Below are 21,898 nucleotides of genomic sequence, written 5' to 3'. Positions count from 1 at the left end.
TCACGCGGGCCGTTTGAACATCCGTGTCGCGGTGATCTCGCTGTGCACCGCCTCCCCCGCCTGGGGCTGCTGCGGCAGCCCCGGCCGGAGGTGTTCCTCCACCCGGATGTACTTCAGCCCCGCCCGCAGGTCGGCGTCGTTGCGCAACCGGATGACCAGCGGGAACTCGGCGAGCGCGGTGGTGTCGAACAGTCCGGTGGTGTACAGGAGCTGCACACCGAGCGCATCCGACACGGCCCGCTGGAGTTCCAGCAGATATGTGGCGTTGGCGCGTCCGATGGGGTTGTCAAGGAACAGCGTGCCCGCGTGGCGGTGCTTGTCGCGGCCCCGGTCGTTGGAGCGCAGCGCGGCCATCGTGCAGTACAGGGCGATGGCGGCGGTGAGCAGCTGGCCGCCGGAGAACACGTCTCCCATCTGCCCGACCGGGACGCGCTCGGCGCGCAGCACGGCGTCCGGCTTGAGGATCTCGACCGCGACGCCCTTGGGCTGGAGCGCCGCCGCGACACCCCTCAGCAGCAGCGACATGCCGTCGCGCCGCAGGTCGGAGTTCTTCCTGACGGCCGCACGCGTCGCGTCGTCGATGACCTCACCCAGGCGTTCGATCAGCGTGGCCGGGTCGGGCTCCTCGAAGCGGATCCGCAGGAACTCCTGCCCGGACCACTCCCCGAGGCCCTCGGGGAGCCGGGACAGCCGCTGTGCTGACCGCAGGGTCGTCAGCGCCGACTCCACCAGGCCCCGCAAACGGTCGACGATCGAGTCCCGGTTGCGCTCCAGCTGCGCCAGTTCGTCGGTCAGCACCCGCAGTCGCGGCGCGAAGGCATCCGCCCACCGCTGCGCGTGCTCCGGCAGCGCGGACGCGGGCAGTTCACGGATCTGCTGCCGGGCGGGGGTGCGGACCTGCTCGTACCGCGTGGAGTTGGCGTGCCGGACCAGCACGTCGCAGGCCTCGCGCACGGCGGCTTCGGCGGCGGAGAGATCGGCGGCACAGCCGCGCAGCGACCTGCGGGTCTCGGCGGCGGCCCGGCGGGCCTCCTCGAGGGTGCCCGGATAGGGCTCCGGCTCCTCCTGGTCCTCCTCCGCGGCGTGCTCGCGCAGCAGGTCGCGGAGCATGGCCGCGACCTCGTCGAAGCCGCTTGCCGCGTCCTCGGCGGCCCGGTGGGCCTCGAGGAGTTCGGCGTGGGCCTCGCGGGCCAGGCCGAGCGCCTCGGCACGCGAGGCGAGCTCGGCCGTCGCGGTGCGCAGCAGGGCCTGCGCGTGCTCGGCGTCCCGGGGCACGAGCTCCTCCGGCAGCTCGGTGTGGGCCTCGCCGTTCTCGGGCGCGTGCCGCTCGGCCTCACCGCGCAGCCGTCCGAGCTGCTCGCTGGCCGTGGACATACGTGTCTCCAGCAGCTGCACCAGCTCCTCGGCGCGCGCGGCCGCGGCCTGCCGCGACGGGCCGTCCGAGCCGTCCGGGGACTCGAGGAGCTGCTCGGCACGCGCGCGTACCTTGTTGCTGAGCCGGTCCAGTTCGGCGAGCGCCGCGGACTCGTCGCTTTCGGCCCGCGCCTGTTCGGCCCGCAGATCGGCACCGACGCCGACCTTCTCGTACACCTGGGAGGCGGCCCGGTAGGCCTCGCGGAGGGCGGGCAGGGACCCCGTGGGCGCCTCCGCGTCGTCCTCCGGTACGTCGTCGGGGGCGCCCGCGATCTCCGCGCGCTCGGCGCGCAGCGCACGCGCCGTGCGGCGGGCGTCGTCGGCGGCCCGCTGGGCGGCGCGGCGGTCCTCGTCGGCGGCGCGGGCGCGCTCCAGCCACGACTGGGCGCGGGCCTCCGACTCGACCGCCTCGTCGGCGAGCTCACGCAGCTTGACCTGCCAGCCCGCGCGCTCGCGCAGCCGGAAGGCGAGCCCGGCGAGGGCGTCGGCGGCGCGGCGGGCCTTCTGGGCGGCCTCCTGCCGCTCGTCCCGCAGCTGGGCGGCCTCGGCCGCGGACTCCTCGGCCTCGGCGCGGACGGTGCGCGCCTCGGCCAGCTCGGCCTCCGCCTCCTCGGTGAACGCGCGGGCGTCCCGGGCGGCCGTGGCGAGTTCGGTGAGCCGTCCGGCCGGGCACCCGGTGCGCCAGGAGGCCAGCCGGGCCGCGAGCTCCCGGTCCTTGCCGAGGCGGGCCGCGAGCACCCGGATCTCCTCGTCCCGGGCGGTGGCCCGTGCGCGCAGCGCCTGCCGCTCCTGGTCGGCGGCGTGCTCGTCGTGCATGGCCGGGTTCGGCGGTACGAGGAACACGGCGGCGGCGCCGCTCTCGCGCTCGTCGAGGGCCGGGGCCGGGGCGAGCAGCGCGGCGGCGGTGCCCACGGCGACGGCGGAGCGGGGCAGCAGCGCGGCGTCGCCCAGCGCCTGCCGGGCCCGGGCGTGCGAGTCCGGATCGGTGATGATCACGCCGTCGACGAGTTCGGGGCGGGCGGCCAGCACACGCGCGTGGTCGGCGGGGTCGACGGCCTGCGCGAGATAGCGCCAGCCTGGCAGGGCGGGGATGCCGTGCTCGCCGAGGAACTCGACGGTCGCCAGCACATCGGGGCCCGGCGGGAGCAGCCCGCCGTCACCGAGCGCTCCGAGGATGCGCGCGTCGTCGGCCGCCGCGGTGCGCAGGTCGAAGAGCTGCCGTTCGGCGGAGGCGACGGAGTCCTCCAGCAGGGCGCGCAGCTCGTCGGCGAAGCCGTCCAGCTCCTCGGGGGTGAGGGGGCCCTCAGGGGTCGCCGGAGCACCCGCCGCGTGAGTGTCCGTGTCGCGCCGCGGCCCGGGGACCCGTTTCCGTGCATCCGTGCCCGACAGGCTCAGCAGTTCCGCCAGGCGCTCCTCCGCGGCCAGCGCCTCGGCGGTCCGGCGCTCGGCCTGGTACGTCCGCTCGGCGGCCGTGGCGGCGTCCGCCGCGCGGGCCGCCGTCAGTTCCGCCCGGGACTCGGCGGAGGCGGCCTCGCGGGCGAGCTCGGACGCGCGGCGGGAGGCCTCGCGGGCGGTGTCCCAGGCCGCGACGGCCGTCTTCTCGGCGTCGCTCGCGGCCAGCGCGGCCCGCGCCGGATCGGCGTCGGGTGCGCTGTCGTCGAGCCAGCCGGCCCGCACGGCCTGCGCGGTCTCCTGCTCCACCTCGGCGAGCCGCTGGCGCAGATGCTCCGCCTCGCTACGGGCACGCTGCGCCTGTGTGGCTGCGGTGGTGGAGTCCCGGTGGGCGGACTCGCCGGCCTCCTGGAGGGCGGCGGACCGCTCCTCCTCCTCGTTGGCCTGCAGCTCGGCTCTCTCGGCCGCCGCGTGCAGCGCCCGTACGAGATCGACGGCGGCCCTGGCGCGGGCGGCGAGTGCCGGGGCGGCGTCCCGCTCGGCCTCGCGGATCGCGGCGGCCACGCGTGCGGAGCGGTCGGCGGCGGCGCGGTGCCGCAGTACGGCCTCTGCGGCCTGCCACGCGGAGTACAGCTGACGTGCGTCGGCCAGTTCGCGCTTCTGGGCGGCGGCGGCCTTCTCGGCGCCGGCGAGCGCCAAGGACGCGTGCCGGTAGGCCAGTTCGGCCGCGACCAGGGCACTGCGCTGCCTGGCACTCTCGGCGTGGGTGACGGCGTACGCGGCGGCGGTCACCCGCTGGGCCAGATCGGCCGCTTGGACCCGCTCCCGCACCCCCCGCGCGGACAGCCGCCGGGCCAGGGTGCGGGTGCGGCGCTCGGCACCCGCGTGGATGTCCCGTGCCCGTGACCGGGCCCCGGTGGCGTCGACGATCCGTCCGAGCAGGTCCACCGACCCTGCGGTGAAGTCCCGCTCGGCGATCAGCTCGGATCGCCGTCCCAGCTTGTTGCCGAACCCGCTGACCAGGTCGGCGAGTCCGTCGGTGTCCCGGGTGTCGGTGACGGCGCGCAGCAGCAGGTCCGTGAAGTCGGAGTCCTTCTTGACCGCGAAGAGTCCTGCGGCCTCGCCCTCGTCGGCGTTCATCTCCCGCTGGTATCGGAAGAGTTCGGGGTCGAGACCGAGGTCCGTCAGATGCTCGTTCCAGCGGTCGTGGATCTCCTCCCAGTGCACTTCCAGGTGCGGGTAGGCCTTGCCCGCCTCCACGAGGGCGTCCCGGAAGCCCTTCATGGTGCGGCGCCGCCCCTGTGCGCCGGACGCGCCCTCGACGGGCGGCCGTACGGCGGTGGACTCGGCGACCGGCAGGTTGTCGAGGCTGAGGCCGGGCCCCGGCCGGAAGGAGTACCAGGCCTCCGCGAACTTCCTGGGGTCGTTGGAGACCTGGCGGCCGCGCCACTCGCTCACCTTGCCGACCACGACGCACTCGCCGGTCAGCGTGTGCTGCCACTCCAGCGCCACGTGTCCGCAGTCGTCGGCGAGCAGGAACTTGCGCAGCACGCCCGAGCTGGCGCCGCCGAGGGTGTTGCGGTGACCCGGCAGCATCACCGAGAAGATCAGCTTCAGCAGGACGGACTTGCCGCCGCCGTTCTCCAGGAAGAGCACGCCCGCGGGCGCGGGGCGGCGCGGCGGCCCGGCGGGCTCCTCCTCGAAGAACTCCGCCTGGGTGGGCGCGGGGTCGGGCACCAGATCGCCCACGCCCCGCAGGTCCAGCACGGTGTCCGCATAGCGCGCACCGGCCGGCCCGATGGAGTAGAGGCGGACCCGGGACAGCTCGTACATGGGGGGCTCTCGTCGTCGGTCGTGCTGGGTGTTCGGAAGGAGTGAGGAGGTCCGGGAGGCTTCGGGAACTGCGAAGGGCTGTAGTGCCGCGGGGCTGACGGCCCTGCGGCGCCCAGGGCTTGCGCCGGGAGCCTCAGGAGTGGAACGGCAGTCCGGCGTCGGCCACCAGCTCCAGGTCTTCGGTGTCCTCGGCGGGCAGCAGGGTGGCCGTGCCGTCGGTCACCGGGACGACGCCCAGTTCGAGGAGCTCGGCCATGGCCGCGCTGCCCGCCATGTCGCGCACCTGGAGCTGGTAGCGGGCCGTCGTGCGGTAGGTGCCCCCGCTCTCGTCGCCCGTACGCTGCAGGAAGCCCGAGTCGGTGAGGAACGCGACGGCCTTGGCCACGATGCCGGTGGTCGAGCCCGCCAGTCTGCGGGCGTCCTTGGTGGCCCCGGTCGCACTGCGCCTGGCCCAGATGCGCCAGGCCGCCTCCAGGCCGGGCGTGTCCGTCGCCGGGTCGGTGTTCTCCCCCTGTTCCTCGGCCCGCTCCTCCAGACGGCGGCAGGCCTGGCGCACGAAGGCGTCGACGCCGTTGACCGTGACCCGGCCGATGTAGCCGTCGTCCGCCAGGTCCTCGGGGCGCGGGAAGGCGAGGGCGGCGACGGCGAGATGGGCCAGTCCGTGCAGGAAGCGGTCGCCGGAGTCGGCCGACGTACGACGCGCGTAGTCGCCCATGCGGACGGCGAACACGGAGTCCTCGGCGGCGGTCACGGCCATGCCGGCACGCGGGGACACCTCCAGGACGATCAGGCCGAGTCCGGTGGCGACGGCGTCGGCGAGGCGCCCGAACGGCGGGTCCTCGCGGTATCGGCGCAGCAGGTCCGCGTACTCCTGGTCGCGCGCGGGGCCCAGCTTGGGTTGCAGCCCGAAGGCGACGAGCCGCGCCGCGTCGGCGGCGTCGGCGGGGGTGACGGCGGCGCTCGCCGGTGCGGCGGCGGTCTCCGGCTCGCTCCACTCGGCGTGCTCGGTCACGGTCGGGACTCCTTGTCGCGCTGGTACTGGTTGCCGGTCATGCCGCCTCCGTCCGGTCCGCCGCCATTCCGGCCGCGTCGAGCAGAGCCGTTCCCACGATCAGATCCGCACCGCCGAACTCGGGGTCGTCCAGCTCCGTTCCGTCGTCGACGGCGAAGAGCAGCTTCTGTTCGCCCTGCCGGTAGGCCGTCCCCACGGGCGGGCTGGCCGCATGCACGGCCAGCAGGGCCACCAGGTACGCCAGGCCGGGATCTCCCGTCCGGCGCGCCTCCGCGAGCAGCCCGGACAACCGCCGCGGCGCGTCCGCCGGCAGGTCGAGCAACTCGGTCGCGGCGGCCAGCTGCTCCTCGCTGAACCGGCTGTCGTCCGGTGTCGCGACGAGGTCCGGCTCGGGCATCTCCGCCCCGAGGTGCTCGCGCTCCACCGGGGGCGTCAGCAGCAGGTCGACGAGGTCCCCGACCCGCACGGAACCGGGCGTGCGCAATCCCGTGCCGTGCGCGAAGAAGGCGTCGGTGACGCGGATCGCCTGCTCCAGCGGGAGCGGCAGCACCGGCGCGAGGAGATGCCCGTAGAGGTCCGTGCCGGACGTCGTCATCGGCGTGGCGAACGCCTGACGGTCCTGTTCGGCGCGGAACAGCGGGCCCGCCTCCAGGAGCCGGGACTGAAGCTGGGTGTGTCTGCGGATGCAGTCCTTGACGATGTCGACGAGTTCGGCGGCGCGTCGCTTCTGCTCGGGGTCCTCGGACTCGTCGCGGGCCTTGCGGATGTTGGTGAGGATGGCGTTCTCGTGGCGGTAGCGGTCGGCGACGTGGTCGAGGGCCTCGGCGATCATGTCCGGCACCGCGTTGAGCCAGTCGACCGCGCGGACATTGCGCCGGGTGGCCTCGAGAGCCCTGCGCAGGGACTCGGAGTACTGCACCGTGCGGTAGCGCGCCTGTTCGGCGGCGAGCTGGGCGTCGGCGAGGCGTCCTCGGCTGATCAGCACCTCGAGCTTGACCTCGGCGGCGATCTGGGCGCTGGTGACGTCCGTGTCGAGTGCGCCGACGAGGACGTTGACCGCCTCGTCCGTCGTCCGGAGGTAGACGCTCCCGCCGTATCCGGGCACCTCTTCGATCAGTTTGAAGTCGTAGTCACGGCGGGTGTAGGTGCCGTCCGGGTCGAATGTGCCGTACACGGCACGGAAGCCGCGGTCGACGCTGCCGACGTTGATCAGGTTCTCCAGCACCCAGCGGGCCACGCGCTCGTGCTCGGCGACCGGGCGCCGCGGGGCCTGGGCGGCGATGCGCGGGATGAGCCGGGCCACGATCTGGTCGTGGTCGGCGCCCGTGTCGAAGTCCATGTTCAGGGTGACCAGGTCGATGGCGGCGAGGGCGATCTCCGCCATCCCGTACACCGAGTACTCACCCGCGAGGTTGGCCTTGCGTGCGTCGAGGTCGTGCAGCGGCGCGGTGCAGGCGAGTGCGCGCAGCCGCCGCGCCAGCCCTTCGTCGGCGGCCGGGCCCGCAGCGGGGCGCGGCCCCGCGCCGAGCTGGGGCGGAACACGGTCCGTCGATACAGGCGAAGTCACGGTGCACAGATTAGGTCCTCGGTCTGACAACGACCCAAACGACGGCACTCAGACCGCGTCCGCCACCCGGCGCCCGTAGATCTCGACGAGGCCCGCTCGCGAGTCGTCGAGGTAGTCCGCGAGCAGTACCTCGGCCTGTTCGCGGTTCCCCGCCCGCAGGGTCTCGAGGATACGGAGATTGCGCGCCAGGTACGGCTCGTGCAGCCGGCGCGGGTCGTCCACCACGTGGAAGGCCAGCCGCAGTTCGGCGAAGATGCTGCGCATCAGCTCGTCCGTGCGTTCGCTGCCCGCGAGGGCCACCAGGTCCCGGTGGAAGTGGATGTTCGCCGTGGACACCCCTTTCCAGTCACCTTCGCGTGCGGCGCGCTGCCCCTCGGCGACCGCTTCGGCGAGCCCCTCCAGGGCGTACGGCGGCTTCCCGAGGCCGCGTACCACGGCGCACTCCACCAGTGTCCGGACGCGGTAGATGTCCTCGACGTCGTCGACGGCCAGCACCCGTACGAAGACCCCGCGGTTCAATTCGTGGACCAGCAGCCGCTCATGCGTGAGCAGCCGAAACGCCTCGCGCAGCGTGTTGCGGGAGACGCCGAGCGCGCCGCCGATGCTGTCCTCCGACAGCCGGGTGCCGGGCGGGAAGTAGCCCTCGGCGATCCGGCTTCTGAGGATGTCCGAGACCCGCTCGGCGGTGCTGGTGCGCCCGAGGAGAGCGCGGTCGTCGGCCAGTCCCGTCAGCTGCTCTGCCATGCCCGGAATTGAATCGCAGAGACGAGGACGAAACAACACGGGTATTGAAGGATCGTTCAACGATCCTCTACCTTGCTGCGCACGGCGCCGCCCGCTCCTCACCGCGGCGCCGCGGCTTTCCCATGGCATGGCTCGATTTCCAGCACCCTCCGTCCCTCAACTGCGAGGTGCCCATGAGCTCGAACCCTCCATCCGACGCCCTGACCTCCGACGCCCGGCCGGACACCGCCGAACCCCTCTCCGACGGGAGCGCGCCGGGCTGGCTGCGGGCCCTGGGCCCGCACGGCCGGCGTGCCTTCGCGGGGGCCTTCGGCGGCTATGCGCTGGACGCGTACGACTACTTCACCCTGCCGCTGAGCATGGTCGCGCTGGCCGCGTACTTCGGTCTGGACAGCGGACAGACCGGCCTGTTCACCACGGTCACCCTGATCGTCTCCGCGGTCGGCGGCGCCGTCGCGGGCGTGGTCGCCGACCGCGTCGGACGGGTCAAGGCCCTGATGATCACCGTCGTCACCTACGCGGTCTTCACCGTCGCGTGCGGCTTCGCGCCCACCTACGAGACGCTGCTGGTCTTCCGGGCCCTGCAGGGGCTCGGCTTCGGCGGCGAGTGGGCGGTCGGCGCGATCCTGGTCGCCGAGTACGCGAGCACCCGGCACCGGGGCCGTACGCTCGGCGCGATCCAGAGCTCCTGGGCCGTCGGCTGGGCGCTGGCCGCAGCCGTCTACACCCTGGTCTTCTCGTTCGTGGACGACGGCCTGGCCTGGCGCGTGATGTTCTGGACCGGCGCCCTGCCCGCGCTGCTGGTGATCTGGATGCGCCGTCGGGTCCACGACGCCCCGCAGGCGCGGGCCCGGCGCGAGGCCAGCGAGCGGAAGGGCTCCTTCGCGGCGATCTTCCGGCCGGGCAGGGACGGGGCGCCGGGCCTGCTGCGCACGACGGTCTTCGCGGGCCTGCTCTCCACGGGCGTCCAGGGCGGCTACTACACCCTGGCGACCTGGGTGCCGACCTATCTGAAGACGGAGCGGGGCCTGTCCGTCGTCGGCACCGGCTCCTATCTGACGTTCCTGATCTCCGGAGCCTTCATCGGCTACCTGACCGGCGGCCACCTCACCGACCAGCTCGGCCGCAGGCGCACCATCTGGCTCTTCGCCCTGCTCTCGGCGCTCTGTGTGCTGGTGTACGCGAACATCCCGAGCGGCGCCGACACCCTGCTGCTGGTGCTCGGCTTCCCGCTCGGGTTCTGCATGTCGGCGATCTTCAGCGGCTTCGGGTCCTATCTGAGCGAGCTGTACCCGACGGCCGTGCGGGGCACGGGCCAGGGCTTCACGTACAACACCGGTCGCGCCGTGGGCGCCGTCTTCCCGACCCTTGTGGGCTTCCTCGCCGACAGCTGGGGCGTGGGCGGTGCGCTGGTCTTCGGCGCGGTCGGGTACGGTCTCGCGGCGCTGGCGCTGCTCGGGCTGCCGGAGACCCGCGGGAAGGAGCTGCGGTGAACCGTGGAGAGGACCGCTCCGTGACCGTCGTCGACGAGTACGCGCACGCGTGGAGCCCGAGGGAGGCCCGGGCCCGCTTCCGCGAGGGGCTGACCGGCCCCACGGCCGGGGCCGCCGCGGGCCACACCCAGGTCAACCTGATCTCCGTCCCGGCCGACTGGGCCTACGACATGCTGCTGTTCTGCCAGCGCAACCCGCAGCCCTGCCCGGTCCTGGACGTCACCGACGCCGGCTCCTTCGCCACGGTTCTCGCGGACGGCGCCGATCTGCGCACCGATCTGCCGCGCTACCGGGTGTGGCGGGACGGCGAACTGGTGGACGAACCCACCGAGGTGCTGGACCACTGGCGCGACGACCTGGTGTCCTTCCTCATAGGGTGCAGCTTCACCTTCGAGTGGGCGCTGGCCGAGGCGGGTGTGCCGCTGCGTCACATCGAGCAGGGCCGCAACGTCCCGATGTACGTGACCGCCCGCGACTGCCGACCGGCCGGACGGCTGCACGGCCCCATGGTGGTGTCCATGCGCCCGGTTCCGCCGCAGCACCTGGCCGCCGCGATCCGGGAGAGCAGTCTGCTTCCCGCGGTGCACGGCGGCCCCGTCCACTGCGGCGATCCGTCGGGCCTCGGCATCGGGGACCTCGGCCGGCCGGACTTCGGCGACCCGGTGGACGCCGAACCGGACGACATCCCGGTGTTCTGGGCCTGCGGAGTGACCCCGCAGGCGGCGGTCACGGCCTCTCGGCCGCCCTTCGCCATCACCCACGCACCGGGCCAGATGCTCATCACCGACGCCCGCGACGACCAGTACCGCGTCGGCTGACGTCGGACGACCAGGAGGGGTCATGATCGATCTGAACGCCGACCTCGGCGAGGGCTTCGGCCGCTGGCGGCTCACCGACGACGAGCGACTGCTGTCGGTCGTCACGAGCGCCAATGTGGCCTGCGGCTTCCACGCCGGCGACGCGGCCACCATGCAACGGGTGTGCCGGCTGGCGGCCGAGCGCGGCGTACGGATCGGCGCTCAGGTCTCCTACCGCGACCTGGCCGGTTTCGGGCGGCGCGCGATGGATGTGCCGCCCGCCGAGCTCGCGGCCGAAGTGGCTTACCAGATCGGCGCGTTGGAGGTATTCGCCCGCGCGGCGGGCTCCCGCGTGTCGTATGTGAAGCCGCACGGCGCGCTCTACAACCGGGTGGTCCACGACGAGCGGCAGGCCGAGGCGGTCGTGGACGGCGTGCTGCTCGCCGACGCGACGCTCCCCGTGCTGGGGCTGCCCGGGTCGCGCCTGCTGAAGGTCGCCGAGAAGGCCGGGCTCCCGGCCGTCACCGAGGCGTTCGCGGACCGCGCTTACACGGACGAGGGCACGCTCGTGCCGCGCGGGGAGGACGGCGCGGTGATCAGCGAACCGGACACGGTCGTCGGGCGCTCGGTGGACCTGGCCCGCCTCGGAACCGTCACCGCCCGCTCCGGGCGGGAGATCCCCGTACGGGCGCGCTCCCTGTGCCTGCACGGGGACACGCCCGGAGCGGTCGACCTGGCCCGACGGGTGCGCGCCGGGCTGGAGGCGTCGGGCGTGCGCGTGGAGGCCTTCGCATGAGAGTGCTGCCCGTCGGCGACTCGGCCCTGCTGGTCGAGGTGTCCTCCGGGGAGGAGGCCCAGGCCCTGCACGCCGAGTTGCTGCGCCGCCGGGCCGCCGGGGAGCTGACGGCGGCCGAGATCGTTCCCGCGGCCCGCACCGTCCTCCTCGACGGGGTGCCCGAGCCCTCCCGGACCGCGGCCCGGCTGGCTGGCCTCCCGATCCCGCGGGTCCTGCCGCGTGATCAGGAGCCGATCGAGATTCCCGTGCGATACGACGGCCCCGATCTTCCGGAGGTGGCGGCCCTGTGGGACGTGCCGCCGAAGGAGGTGGGGCGGATCCACGCGGCGGCCGAGTTCCGCGTCGCCTTCTGCGGGTTCGCGCCCGGCTTCGGCTATCTGACCGGCCTGCCGGACCGCTGCCACGTGCCGCGCCGGCCCACCCCGCGTACGGCCGTCCCGGCGGGTTCGGTGGCGCTCGCGGGCCCGTACACGGGCGTGTATCCGCGCTCGTCACCGGGTGGCTGGCAGCTCATCGGCTCGACCGACACGGTCCTGTGGGACCCCGCGCGCGTGCCGGCCGCGCTGCTGGCCCCGGGTGCCCGGGTCCGCTTCGTACCGGTGGGGGCCGGATGACGGACCGTGCGCTCGCGGTCGTCCGGGCCGGGGCGCTGACCACCGTGCAGGACCGGGGACGGCCCGGCCACGCGCACCTCGGTGTGCCGCGTTCCGGGGCGCTGGACGCGCCCGCGGCGGCACTCGTGAACCGGCTGGTCGGCAATCCGCCGGAGGCGGCGGTGCTGGAGACGACGCTCAACGGCTGTGCCGTGCGGCCGCGTTCGGCGGTCACCGTGGCGGTCGGCGGCGCTCCGTGCGCGGTCACCGTGGACGGCCGTCCGGCGCCCTGGGGGGCACCGGTGCGCGTCCCGGGCGGCGCGCTGCTCGAGCTCGGCCCGGCCCGGTCCGGGGTACGCAGCTACCTCGCTGTCGCGGGCGGGATCGCCGTGGAGCCGGTGCTCGGCAGCCGCTCCACGGACCTGCTCTCCGGGCTCGGCCCGCCGCCGCTCGCGGACGGGGCCGTGCTCCCGCTCGGGAGGCCGGCCGGCCCGCACGCGCACGTGGACACCGTTCCCCAGCCGGGCCCCCCGGCCGAACTGGTGCTGCGGGTGACGCCGGGCCCGCGCGACGACTGGTTCTCCACGGACGCGTTCCGCACCCTCGTCACGCGCGCGTACCGGGTGTCCGCCGCGAGCAACCGCATCGGCCTGCGTACGGAAGGTCCCGCCCTGGCGCGGGTCCGGGCGGGTGAACTGCCCAGTGAGGGCATGGTGCTGGGGGCGGTCCAGGTACCGCCCGACGGCAGGCCCGTCGTGTTCCTGGCCGACCATCCGACCACGGGCGGGTACCCGGTCATCGCGGTCGTGCGCGCCGCCGACCTCGCTGCGGCGGCACAGGCGGCTCCGGGCACCCCCGTGCGGTTCACGGTCGTGAGCCGTCGTTAGGCCGCCCGCTCAGGCCGCGTCCGGCTGCTGCTCGGTCACCGAGAGCGCGGCCAGCGCGGACGCCACCGCGTGCGAGGCGCTCAGATCCAGCCGGGCGCTGGTCCCCCTGGCCTTGTGGCGCACCTCCGCGGCCGCGAGGGTGAGCAGTTGGGGCAGCAGGTCGGTGCACCGCCGGGCCACCCAGGCCGTCCCGGCGGTGGCGAGCCACCACAGGTTGGCCGTACGGGTGGGTGCGGCGAAGTCGGGTTCGGGCGAAGGCATGGTACCGGTCGCGACGCCCGCCTCGGCCAGCAGGGCGTGGAAGTGGAGGGCGAGCTGCCGGTGCCCGCGCTCCCCCGGGTGCAGCCGGTCCGCGCTCCACATCGCACGGTCGGTGATCCAGCCCCCTTCCGCGGCGTGCAGATGGACGGCCCCGTACCGCTCGGACAGCGCGTGCACGACCGCGTTGACGGCCCGCTGCCGCCTGGCGAGCGGACGCGCCAGCGCCCCGGGCAGCCGCAGCATCGAACCCGGGTCGGGCAGACAGGCCGTGAGCAGCACGGCGCCCTCGGCCCGGAAGGCCGCGTAGACCTTGTCGAGCCGGGCGGCGACGGCGTGGATGTCGAAGGTGCAGCGCAGCGTGTCGTTGACGCCGATGACGACCGAGACGACGTCGGGGCGCAGGGCCAGCCCCTGCGGCGTCTGCCGTTCCAGGACGTCCCTCGTCTGGGCACCGCTGACGGCCAGGTTGGTGAACTCCGCGGCCGCCTCCGCGGGGGCGAGCCCGTCGGCGAGCAGGGAGGCCCACCCCCTCCAGGTGTCCCCGACGGGGTCGCCCACGCCCTCGGTCAGCGAGTCGCCGAGTGCCACGAACCGCAGGGGTCTCATACGACGCCCTCCCGAGCGGCGCCCCGCACCCGGGGCTCGGCCGTCGCCGGCGTGACGCTCGGCCGCGCGTCGTGCGCCTGGGCGTCGTGCACCTGCGCCTCGTACGGCTGCGCGTCGTGCGCGGCGAGGAACGCGTCCACCGCGGTCTTCCAGCCGAAGCACTCGGCACGCGCGCGTGCCGCCTCCCGGCGCTCGGCCTCGGACCGCCCCATGAGCAGGTCGACCGCGTCCGCGAAGGCGTCCCCGCTGTTCACGGCGGTGGCCCCGGCGGACCCGATCACCTCGGGCAGCGCGGAGAAGGCGCTGGCCACCACGGGCGTGCCGCAGGCCATCGCCTCCAGGGCGGCGAGCCCGAAGGTCTCGGCGGGCCCCGGGGCCAGGCACACGTCGGCGGTGGCCTGCAGTGCCCCGAGCAGGTCCCGGTCGCGGACATGACCCAGGAAGGTCACCGGCAACCGCCGCTCTTGCGCCCGCTGTTCCAGCCGGGCGCGCAGCGGCCCGTCCCCGGCGACCACCAGCACCACGCGCCGTCCGCGCCGCAGCAGCGCCTCCAGCGCGTCCAGGGCCGTGCCGGGCCGCTTCTCCACGGAGAGGCGGGAGCACATGACGAGGAGCGTCTCGTCTCCGCGCGCGTACCGGTCGCGCAGCCCCGGGTCCCGCAGCGCGGGGTGGCGCTGCTCCAGGTCGACGCCCAGCGGGGCCCGTACGACGTTGCGGGCACCGATCCGCACGAACTCCCGCTCTGCGAACTCGGTGGTGCACACCACGCGCGCGTAGGTGTGGGCGGTGCGGGTGTTGAGGGCGTCGGCGGCTCGCCGGGAGAGGTTCTCGGACAGGCCCCAGGTGCGCAGGACGCCGTCGGCGGTCTCGTGGGAGACCATCACGGCGGGGATCCGGGCCCGCCGCGCCCACTTGCCGGTCCAGCGCAGTGTGGTGCGGTCGGAGACCTCGAGTCGGTCGGGGACCAGGTCCTCCAGGAGGGAGGCGACACGCCGCTTGTCCGTGAGCACCCGGTAGCCGCCGGTGCCGGGCAGCAGCGGCCCGGGCAGGGTGATGACCCGGCCCTGCTCGGTCATGCGGTCGGTGTGGTGTTCCCCGGGCACGATGAGCACGGGCTCGTGTCCGGCCTCTTTGAAGCCCTTGCCCAGTTCCCGCAGGGCGGTGCGCAGTCCGCCGGAGGCGGGCGCGACGAAGTTGGCGAGCCGGACGATCCGCAGACCGTCGCCGAAGCGCTCGGTGGCGAAGCTCATGCCGCCACCACCGTCCTGCGGGCGGCGAGCACGTCCTCGTAGTGCCCGATGAGCTGGTCGCCGACGGCCGCCCAGGTGCGGCCCTCGACGGTGGCCCGTGCGGCGGCCCCGTACGCGGTCCGCAGCGCGGGATCGGCCGCCAGGGCCGCCACGGCGTCCCGTACGGCCGCCGCGTCATCGGGCGGGACGAGGAACCCGGTGCGCCCGTGGGCCACCAGGTCGAGCGGTCCGCCCGCGGCGGGGGCGACGACCGGCACACCGCTCGCCATGGCCTCCTGCACGGTCTGGCAGAACGTCTCGAACGGTCCGGTATGCACGAACACGTCCAGGGAGGCGAAGATCCGGGCCAGCTCGTCGCCGGTGCGGCGGCCCAGGAAGGCGGCGCCGGGCAGGGCGCCCCGCAGGCTCGTCTCGCTCGGCCCGTCGCCCACCACGACGACACGGACCCCGTCCAGACCGCAGACACCGGAGAGGAGCTCGATGTGCTTCTCGGGGGCGAGCCGGCCGACGTAGCCGACGATCAGCTCGCCGTTGGGAGCCAGCTCCCGCCGGATCGTCTCCGTGCGCAGGTCCGGCCGGAAACGGACGGTGTCGACGCCACGCGGCCACAGCCGCACCCGCGGCACGCCGTGCGCCTCCAGGTCGTTCTGAGCCGCGCTGGAGGGCGCGAGGGTGCGGTCGGCGGCGGCGTGCACGGAGCGGATGCGCCGCCAGGCCGCGGCCTCGCCGGCGCCCATGTAGGTGCGGGCGTATCCGGCCAGGTCGGTCTGGTAGATGGCCACGGCGGGGATGCCGAGCCGGGCGGCGGCGGCCATGCCGCGGACGCCGAGGACGAAGGGGCTGGCCAGGTGCACGATGTCGGCGCGGTGAGCGGTGATCGCCGCGGCGACGCGTCGGCTGGGGAGTGCCACGCGCACCTGGGGATAGCCGGGGAGTGGAAGGGAGGGGACGCGCACCACGGGGCACGGCGCGAGAGCGTCGGCCCCGGTAACGGTGCCGAGAGGGGCACCTCCCTGTTCCAGCGAAGCCGAGAACTTGGGGGAGGTCGTGGGAGCGACGACGAGGGGAGCGTGACCGCGATCGACGAGGTGCCGGGCGGTCTGGAGCGCGCAGTGGGCCACGCCGTTCACATCGGGGGGAAAGGATTCGGTCACGATGACGACACGCATACCCGTGTTCTCGCCGTGCCGGACGTGGCCGCGTCAACGTCGATCTTTCCGGCCGGGGAACGTCCCATGAGCGTTGGGCTGCACAGCCGAGCAGGCCAGCCCCTGTCCATACGCTCCTGGCTCCGGGGTCACCGAACGTTCATACGGTGGGCATGTCGGGCCCGATCCGGCTGCGTACGGCGGTCTGGACCTCGGCTTCCTCGGCCGGATCCGCGGCGAGTCGGCGCAACCGCTCGACGACGCGAACGTCCCCGGTCTCGGCGTGCCGCGCGGCGATCTCGCGGGTGGACTCCTCACAGTCCCAGAGGCACTCGACGGCGAGTCCGGCGGCGAAGGACGGGTCGGTGGCGGCCAGCGCGCGGGCGGCGCGGCCGCGGAGATGCGACGAGGCCGTCTCGCGGTAGATATGACGCAGAACCGGTGCGGCGCAGGCGATGTCGAGCCGTCCGGCGCCGTCGACGAGGGTCCACAGGGTCGGTGCGTCGGGGCCTTCGCCTCGCACCGCCTCGCGCAGCGCCGCGAGGACCAGGTCGCGGTCCTGGGTACCGCCCCGGCAGGCGAGCACGCGGCCGGCGGCGGCCCCCAGCGCGTCGGGCCGGCGGGCCCAGCCGCGCGCCCGGTCCACGGCGGCCACACTGCGCATGCGTTCGAAGGCGTCCACGGCCGCGTCCACCACGAGCGCGGAACCCGTGGCCAGGGCGTCCTCGATCAGGTCGAGCGCCTCGGGGTCGTTGCCGTCGGCGAGGTAGCGCAGCGCGGTGCAGCGGGCGCCGTCGCCGCCGGAGCGGGCGGCCTGGACGATCTCGGAGCGGTCCTCGGGACCTGCGACGGCGGTCAGGCAGCGGGCGGCGGGCACATGGAGCAGAGCACCGCGCTCGATGCCCTGCTGGGCCCAGTCGAAGACCGCCTGGACGCTCCAGCCCGGCCGGGGGCCCTGGGACCGCAGCTGCCGCTGCCACCGGTCGAAGCAGCCGGCCTCCTGCGCGGCACGCACGCGCGTGGCGATCGAGGAGCGGGGGTCGTCGGCCCACAGCCGCCAGGGCCGGGGTTCGAAGGCGTCACGGACGGCGGCGGCGAGTTCGGCCTCGCCCTCGGGGTCGGCCGGGAAGCGGGCCAGGACGGGAGCGGCGAGGGCGCGCAGCCCCGCGTCGTCGTCGCGCAGCGCCAGCTCGTCCAGGGCCCAGGCCCAGTTGGTGCCCGAGGCGGCGTACCTGCGCAGCAGTTCGAGTGCGTCCCGCCTGCCGTACGAGGCGAGGTGCCCAAGGACCGCGAGGGCGAGCCCGGTGCGGCACTCCTCGGTGTCGAGGACGTCCTCGGCGCCGAAGAGATGCGCCTCGATCTCGTCCAGCTCGCCGTTCAGATCGAGGTAGAGCCGGGCGTAGTACAGGGAGCGGTTCTCCACCTGCCAGTCGTGGCGGGGATCGCGCAGCACACAGTGGTTGAGCGCCGCGAGCGCCTCGGCGCGCGGTGCGGTGAGCGCATGCAGCGTGCCGTCGCCGCGGCCCCTCTGAAGGAGGCCGAGCAGCGTACCGCTGGGCGCTATGACCGGTTCGAACATGGGAAACAGCCTCACATCAAGCGTCGACGCAACCGGGGAACACGCACTACCTGGCCGCGTGACAACACGTCGGGGCGCCCGCCGTCTCTTGCTTGCTGTAGACCATCTTCCTCTGCCTCTCGTCGTGGCCCGTACGGACCGCATCACGGTCCGCGCGGTGCGGCAACACCTGCCCAGCCATCGCGTCCGTGAATCACGACGTCATGATGACCCGGCGTCTTGCGCTGCCGCGACCTTATTTCGGGCGGCCCCGTACCGCCTCCCCCGTTTTCGTTGTTTTCGCTGGTCAGAGTATTCGCATCAGTGTGCGCCGAACAGTTCGAGCAGATCGTTCTTGCCGAACATACGGGCGGTGTCGACGGCCGAGGGCGTACCGGCGGCGGGATCGGCCCCGCCGTCCAGGAGCGCCCGGATGACCTCCACCTCGCCCTTGAAGACCGCGCCGGCGAGCGGGGTCTGGCCTCGGTCGTTGATCCGGTCGGCCTCCGCACCCCGCTCGAGCAGGGCCCGGACGGCGTCCGCGTGGCCGTGGTAGGCGGCGAGCATCACCAGGGAGTCGCCGCGGTCGTTGGTGAGGTTGGCCGGAACGCCCGCGTCGACGTACGCCACGAGCGCCTCGGTCTCGCCTCGGCGCGCCAGATCGAAGATCTTGGTCGCCAGCTCCACGACCTCGGGGTCGGGGGCTTCACTCATCGGCCGGACCGCCTCTCACTACGACTGCTGGGGACTGCGGGAGCGTACGACAGCGAGCGGTGCCGTCGCGCACGGCGCGTACGGCGGCGAGCGGTGCCTCCGTACGGGTGAATCGCCAGCGTACTGGCTTCCACGGCACATCACCGGCGCTGTGCCAGGCAAAGATCACGCCAGAGGGCGTCGAGCCACGTACGGCGGCCCCTCGGCGTACGACAGCTCGGCCCGCCGGGGGAAATTCTGACCATTTCACCCATTTGCACCTTTTATCGTATGGATACATGCTGTGAGCCTGGAAGTACTCATGGTGACAATCCCCGCGTTCAGGAGAGCACATGGTCCTCAACATCTCCGGTGTGCTGCTGCTCGGCACCTGCGTCTTCCTCTTCTTCCGGAAAGACGGCCTCAAGGGCTCGCACGCCACAATCTGCTCCCTTTTCGGCTTCTACCTCGCCAGTACCGGCATCGCCCCGGGGATCAAGGCCGGCGGCCAGAGCCTGGCGAGCCTGCTCGGCGGGATCAATTTCTGACCCCGCCGCCCCCGCACACACCCTCAGGAGAACGACGTGGCCCGGCGCCCACTCCCCCGCATCCTGCGCAACGGCAGCGCCCGGATGGCCCGCGGACGGCAGCTGGCCCGGACGGCGGCCGGCGGAGCGGGCGACGTCCTCCAGCCGCTGTCCGTCCTCACGCGCGGGCTGCGTCGGCTGGCCGCGGCCGGGCGGCGCAGATGGGTGGAGACACCCAAGGACCGGAGGGGCCCGCTGCTCTTCCTGGTCGCCTCGGTGATCCTGGTCGTCGCCCTGGTGCCCTACGGGCCGCTGCTCGGCGGGCTCTCGATCATGGCGGTGGCGGCCTGGAAGGGCCGCGATCGCGGACAGCCACGGCCCTCGGGTCCGGACGACGCGCAGACCAAGCGCCTGCGGACGCTGTACGAGGCACTGGTGCCCTACTTCTCGGCGGCTCAGGACCCCGATCCGCTCTATGCGCACGGTGGGGACTGGGCCCGGGCCTTCCCCTCGTACGACTTCGACGAGAGCGCCCGGATCTCCCGGCTCCGCATCCGCTACCCCGCCTACTTCACCGACGGCGAGGCCACGTCACGGGCCCGGATCGAACAGCTCCTGCACGCCAAGTCGGGCCGTGGCCGCGAGTACCACTTCTCCTGGGACGAGGAGGCCAACGAGCTCACGGTGACCGTGCTGGCGCCGCTGCCCACCGACATCGCCGCACAGCGCTTCGTGACCGCCCCGGGCGAGACGGTCCTCGGCTTCACCGACCCCACCGGCGTCCAGCGCACGCTCCCGCTCACCCATGGCGACGAGCAGCGCGATGTGCCGCCGGTGGTGTGGCGCACGGGCGCACGCTCCACCGAGCCGCACCTGCTGATCGCCGGCGCGCCCGGCAGCGGTACGACGACGCTGGTGCGTTCCATCGCCCTTCAGGCGCTCCAGCACGGCGACGTCCTGATCGTCGAGGGCGGGGACACGGGCGAGTACGCGTGTCTGACGGGCCGGGACGGAGTGCTGGCCGTCGAGTCGGGCCTCGTCGGCGCGGTGACGAGCCTGGAGTGGGCGACCCATGAGACGGAGCGGCGGCTGATCGCGGCGAACCGCGCACGGCAGGCCGGGCACCCGCCGCCGGACGACATCAGGCGTCCGCTGTGGATCCTGCTGGACCGGCCCGGCGCTCTCGGTCACCTGGCCGCCGCCGACGGCCGCCCGGACCCCCAGACGCTGCTCCAGGTGCCCCTGCGGCACGGGCGCGCGGCGAACGTCACGGTCGTGGTGGCCGAACAGTTCGACGCTCTGGACGGCCTGTCCGACGCGGTACGGCAGTACACCCGCGCACGGGTGGTGCTCGGCCCCGCGGCCCCGGACGAACTCGAGACCGTGCTCGGCGCGCCCCCGCACACCACACCCGTCCAGGACGTCCCACCGGGCCGGGGCTACGCCCGCCTGGGTTCGGGTCCGGTCCACCGCCTCCAGGTGCCGGCCACCCCGGACCCGTACGACGACGCGACCAGCGAGAGCCACCGGCAGGCGGTCCTGGGACTGCTGCCGCGCCACAATGCGCCGGTCACGCCGGCGGGAGTCGATGCGGGAGTCGAGGCGCTGGCCGCGGAGAGCTGAACCGGCCGCCACCGGCCGGTCTCCCCCGGAGGGTGACCGGCCGGTCTCTCGCGACCGGAGCACCACCGGCGACCGCCGGGTCCCCCGGCCGGTCGCAGCCGTGCCGGCCCCGGGTCAGGCGACGAAGGTACGCGGCGCCTCCGCCGGGCCCGACGCACCGGTCTCGACCAGACGCGCCGCGGCGGCCAGACGCACCGCCGCCTCCTCCGCGACGGCGCCGCCCACCGTGAACGGCAGCCGGACGTACCCCTCGAAGGCACCGTCCACGCCGAAGCGGGGCCCGGACGGAACCCGGACGCCCACCCGCTCCCCGGCCTCCGCCAGACGGGAACCCGACAGGCCCCCGGTGCGCACCCAGAGCGTCAGACCGCCCTGCGGCACCGAGAACTCCCACGACGGCAACTCCCTGCGCACCGCGGCGACCAGCGCGTCCCGGTTCTCCCTGGCCTGTTCGCGCCGCAGGCTCACCGCCTGCTCCCAGCCGCCCGAGCCGAGCAGCCAGTTCACGGCCAGCTGCTCCAGCACCGGCGTGCCCAGGTCCGCGTAGGCGCGGGCCGCCACCAGGCTGCGGATCACATCGGGGGCGGCCCGCACCCAGCCGATGCGCATGCCCGCCCAGAACGCCTTGCTCGCCGAGCCCACGGTGATGACCGTCGAGCCCGCCGGGTCGAAGCCGCTCACCGGCCGCGGCATCTCGAGGCCGTCCTCCAGGTACAGCTCGCTCATGGTCTCGTCGACGACCAGGACCGTCCCGGCGGACCGGGCCGCCTCCACCAGGCGGCGGCGCTGGTCCTCGTCGGCCAGCGCGCCCGTCGGATTGTGGAAGTCCGCCACGACATAGGCCAGCCGCGGCGCGGCCTCCCGCAGCACCTGGCGCCAGCGGTCCAGGTCCCAGCCGCCGAGTCCCTCGGCCATGGCCACCGGCACCAGCCGGGCGCCGGCCTCCCGCATCAGCTGAAGGATGTTGGCGTACGACGGCGACTCGACGGCGATGCGTTCGCCGCGCCCGGCGAAGAGGTGGCAGATCGCGTCCATCGCGCCCATGGCACCCGTGGTCACCATGATCTGCTCGGGCATGGTGGGGATGCCGCGTGCCGTATAGCGGTCGGCGATCATGGCGCGCAGCGCTGGCAGTCCCGCCGGGTAGTCCCCGTGGGTGTGCGCGTAGGGCGGCAGCTCCTCCAGGGCGCCCTGCACGGCGCGGGTGAGCCAGGGTTCGGGCGCGGGCAGCGCGGCGCAGCCCAGGTCGATCATGGAGCCCAGCGCCTCCGGCGGGAGGGGCTCGAGGCCGCGTGCCGGCAGCGGGTTCCCGGCCGGCACCGCGGTCCAGCTGCCCGCCCCGCGGCGGGACTCCAGGAATCCCTCGGTGCGCAGCGCCTCGTACGCGGCGGCGACCGTGGTCCGGCTCACGGACAGGGCGAGCGCCAGCTCGCGCTCGGCCGGCAGCCGGGCCGCGACGGGCACGCGGCCCTCCAGGACGAGCAGCCGGATGCCGTCGGCGAGCGCTCGGTAGGCGGGCGGACGGCGGGTGCCGGGGCCCGCGGGACGGTCCTGCTGAGAGGTGAGCAGCCGGGCGAGTTGTGCCGCACCCACCGCTGAGGTCCACTGCGCCATGATTCCCGGTCCACCTTCCCCGAATTGGCCATGGATGGCTTCTCTTCCCAAGCCACAGAGTGACATGCGTCAGGCCACCACCACCACAGGG

Annotated in this window: 17 protein-coding genes; 7 read left to right on the top strand and 10 right to left on the bottom strand. The window is 74.0% G+C overall.

The features are described from left to right. From LZ604_RS20940 to LZ604_RS20925, 4 genes are all read right to left on the bottom strand, one after another. On the bottom strand, positions 1-4,638 hold the full coding sequence (locus LZ604_RS20940) for a hypothetical protein (RefSeq protein ID WP_234516946.1): 4,638 nt from the start codon (positions 4,636-4,638) through the stop codon (positions 1-3). Positions 4,639-4,771: 133 nt separating this feature from the next. Continuing rightward, positions 4,772-5,650 (bottom strand): hypothetical protein, encoded by an 879-nt coding sequence (locus LZ604_RS20935; protein WP_234516945.1) that lies wholly within the window; start codon positions 5,648-5,650, stop codon positions 4,772-4,774. 37 nt (positions 5,651-5,687) lie between these two features. Then, positions 5,688-7,217, bottom strand: a complete 1,530-nt coding sequence (locus LZ604_RS20930) for a hypothetical protein (RefSeq protein WP_234516944.1) — start codon at positions 7,215-7,217, stop codon at positions 5,688-5,690. A 48-nt stretch (positions 7,218-7,265) separates the two neighbouring features. Then, positions 7,266-7,961 (bottom strand): GntR family transcriptional regulator, encoded by a 696-nt coding sequence (locus tag LZ604_RS20925; protein ID WP_234516943.1) that lies wholly within the window; start codon positions 7,959-7,961, stop codon positions 7,266-7,268. Positions 7,962-8,134: 173 nt separating this feature from the next. Here LZ604_RS20925 and LZ604_RS20920 point away from each other — a divergent pair, with 173 nt between their 5' ends. From LZ604_RS20920 to LZ604_RS20900, 5 genes are read left to right on the top strand one after another with little or no spacing between them, the layout of a single operon-like run. After that, a complete protein-coding gene (locus tag LZ604_RS20920) occupies positions 8,135-9,454 on the top strand; it encodes an MFS transporter (protein ID WP_234516942.1) in 1,320 nt (439 codons plus the stop codon). Continuing rightward, entirely contained in the window at positions 9,451-10,272 is an 822-nt protein-coding gene (locus LZ604_RS20915) for a putative hydro-lyase (protein ID WP_234516941.1), read from the top strand. Before LZ604_RS20920 ends, LZ604_RS20915 begins: the two co-directional genes overlap by 4 nt. Positions 10,273-10,294: 22 nt before the next feature. Then, entirely contained in the window at positions 10,295-11,047 is a 753-nt protein-coding gene (locus LZ604_RS20910; protein WP_234516940.1) for a LamB/YcsF family protein, read from the top strand. Continuing rightward, entirely contained in the window at positions 11,044-11,661 is a 618-nt protein-coding gene (locus LZ604_RS20905) for a 5-oxoprolinase subunit B family protein (protein WP_234516939.1), read from the top strand. Before LZ604_RS20910 ends, LZ604_RS20905 begins: the two co-directional genes overlap by 4 nt. Further along, positions 11,658-12,527, top strand: coding sequence for a 5-oxoprolinase subunit C family protein (locus LZ604_RS20900; RefSeq protein ID WP_234516938.1), 870 nt, complete (start codon positions 11,658-11,660; stop codon positions 12,525-12,527). The genes LZ604_RS20905 and LZ604_RS20900 overlap by 4 nt, the downstream gene beginning before the upstream one ends. A gap of 9 nt (positions 12,528-12,536) precedes the next feature. On the opposite strand, the gene LZ604_RS20895 is transcribed toward LZ604_RS20900, so the two are convergent. From LZ604_RS20895 to LZ604_RS20875, 5 genes are all read right to left on the bottom strand, one after another. Next, positions 12,537-13,394 carry an SGNH/GDSL hydrolase family protein gene (locus tag LZ604_RS20895; RefSeq protein ID WP_234516937.1) on the bottom strand — a complete coding sequence of 286 codons (858 nt, stop codon included), beginning with the start codon at positions 13,392-13,394 and terminating at the stop codon, positions 12,537-12,539. Then, positions 13,391-14,644 (bottom strand): glycosyltransferase, encoded by a 1,254-nt coding sequence (locus tag LZ604_RS20890; protein WP_234516936.1) that lies wholly within the window; start codon positions 14,642-14,644, stop codon positions 13,391-13,393. Before LZ604_RS20890 ends, LZ604_RS20895 begins: the two co-directional genes overlap by 4 nt. Continuing rightward, a complete protein-coding gene (locus LZ604_RS20885; protein WP_234516935.1) occupies positions 14,641-15,813 on the bottom strand; it encodes a glycosyltransferase family 4 protein in 1,173 nt (390 codons plus the stop codon). The genes LZ604_RS20890 and LZ604_RS20885 overlap by 4 nt, the downstream gene beginning before the upstream one ends. Before the next feature lie 139 nt (positions 15,814-15,952). Then, positions 15,953-17,371 carry a HEAT repeat domain-containing protein gene (locus tag LZ604_RS20880; RefSeq protein WP_234516934.1) on the bottom strand — a complete coding sequence of 473 codons (1,419 nt, stop codon included), beginning with the start codon at positions 17,369-17,371 and terminating at the stop codon, positions 15,953-15,955. Positions 17,372-17,671: 300 nt separating this feature from the next. Next, positions 17,672-18,064 (bottom strand): ankyrin repeat domain-containing protein, encoded by a 393-nt coding sequence (locus LZ604_RS20875; RefSeq protein ID WP_234516933.1) that lies wholly within the window; start codon positions 18,062-18,064, stop codon positions 17,672-17,674. Between the two features lie 332 nt (positions 18,065-18,396). Here LZ604_RS20875 and LZ604_RS20870 point away from each other — a divergent pair, with 332 nt between their 5' ends. Both LZ604_RS20870 and LZ604_RS20865 read left to right on the top strand, forming a co-directional pair. After that, positions 18,397-18,591 (top strand): hypothetical protein, encoded by a 195-nt coding sequence (locus LZ604_RS20870; RefSeq protein ID WP_234516932.1) that lies wholly within the window; start codon positions 18,397-18,399, stop codon positions 18,589-18,591. A gap of 36 nt (positions 18,592-18,627) precedes the next feature. Continuing rightward, entirely contained in the window at positions 18,628-20,193 is a 1,566-nt protein-coding gene (locus tag LZ604_RS20865; RefSeq protein ID WP_234516931.1) for a P-loop NTPase family protein, read from the top strand. 114 nt (positions 20,194-20,307) lie between these two features. Here the strand turns inward: LZ604_RS20865 and LZ604_RS20860 are convergent, their stop codons facing one another. Then, positions 20,308-21,807: an SCO1417 family PLP biosynthesis transcription factor gene (locus LZ604_RS20860; protein ID WP_234516930.1), complete on the bottom strand. Its 1,500-nt coding sequence runs from the start codon at positions 21,805-21,807 to the stop codon at positions 20,308-20,310. Positions 21,808-21,898 lie beyond the last annotated feature (91 nt).

The sequence above is a fragment of the Streptomyces glomeratus genome, assembly GCF_021462825.1.
GTDB lineage: Bacteria > Actinomycetota > Actinomycetes > Streptomycetales > Streptomycetaceae > Streptomyces > Streptomyces glomeratus.
The sequence above is the reverse complement of the archived record's forward strand: the minus strand, read 5'-3'. Positions and strand labels throughout refer to the sequence as shown.

Excerpts from the sequence above, each read along its gene's own strand:
- LZ604_RS20895 (WP_234516937.1), bottom strand. The coding sequence starts at position 13,394 with ATGAGACCCCTGCGGTTCGTGGCACTCGGCGACTCGCTGACCGAGGGC.
- LZ604_RS20910 (WP_234516940.1), top strand. The coding sequence starts at position 10,295 with ATGATCGATCTGAACGCCGACCTCGGCGAGGGCTTCGGCCGCTGGCGG.
- LZ604_RS20900 (WP_234516938.1), top strand. The coding sequence starts at position 11,658 with ATGACGGACCGTGCGCTCGCGGTCGTCCGGGCCGGGGCGCTGACCACC.
- LZ604_RS20885 (WP_234516935.1), bottom strand. The coding sequence starts at position 15,813 with ATGCGTGTCGTCATCGTGACCGAATCCTTTCCCCCCGATGTGAACGGC.
- LZ604_RS20875 (WP_234516933.1), bottom strand. The coding sequence starts at position 18,064 with ATGAGTGAAGCCCCCGACCCCGAGGTCGTGGAGCTGGCGACCAAGATC.
- LZ604_RS20920 (WP_234516942.1), top strand. The coding sequence starts at position 8,135 with ATGAGCTCGAACCCTCCATCCGACGCCCTGACCTCCGACGCCCGGCCG.
- LZ604_RS20940 (WP_234516946.1), bottom strand. The coding sequence starts at position 4,638 with ATGTACGAGCTGTCCCGGGTCCGCCTCTACTCCATCGGGCCGGCCGGT.
- LZ604_RS20925 (WP_234516943.1), bottom strand. The coding sequence starts at position 7,961 with ATGGCAGAGCAGCTGACGGGACTGGCCGACGACCGCGCTCTCCTCGGG.
- LZ604_RS20890 (WP_234516936.1), bottom strand. The coding sequence starts at position 14,644 with ATGAGCTTCGCCACCGAGCGCTTCGGCGACGGTCTGCGGATCGTCCGG.
- LZ604_RS20880 (WP_234516934.1), bottom strand. The coding sequence starts at position 17,371 with ATGTTCGAACCGGTCATAGCGCCCAGCGGTACGCTGCTCGGCCTCCTT.
- LZ604_RS20860 (WP_234516930.1), bottom strand. The coding sequence starts at position 21,807 with ATGGCGCAGTGGACCTCAGCGGTGGGTGCGGCACAACTCGCCCGGCTG.
- LZ604_RS20905 (WP_234516939.1), top strand. The coding sequence starts at position 11,044 with ATGAGAGTGCTGCCCGTCGGCGACTCGGCCCTGCTGGTCGAGGTGTCC.
- LZ604_RS20870 (WP_234516932.1), top strand. The coding sequence starts at position 18,397 with ATGGTCCTCAACATCTCCGGTGTGCTGCTGCTCGGCACCTGCGTCTTC.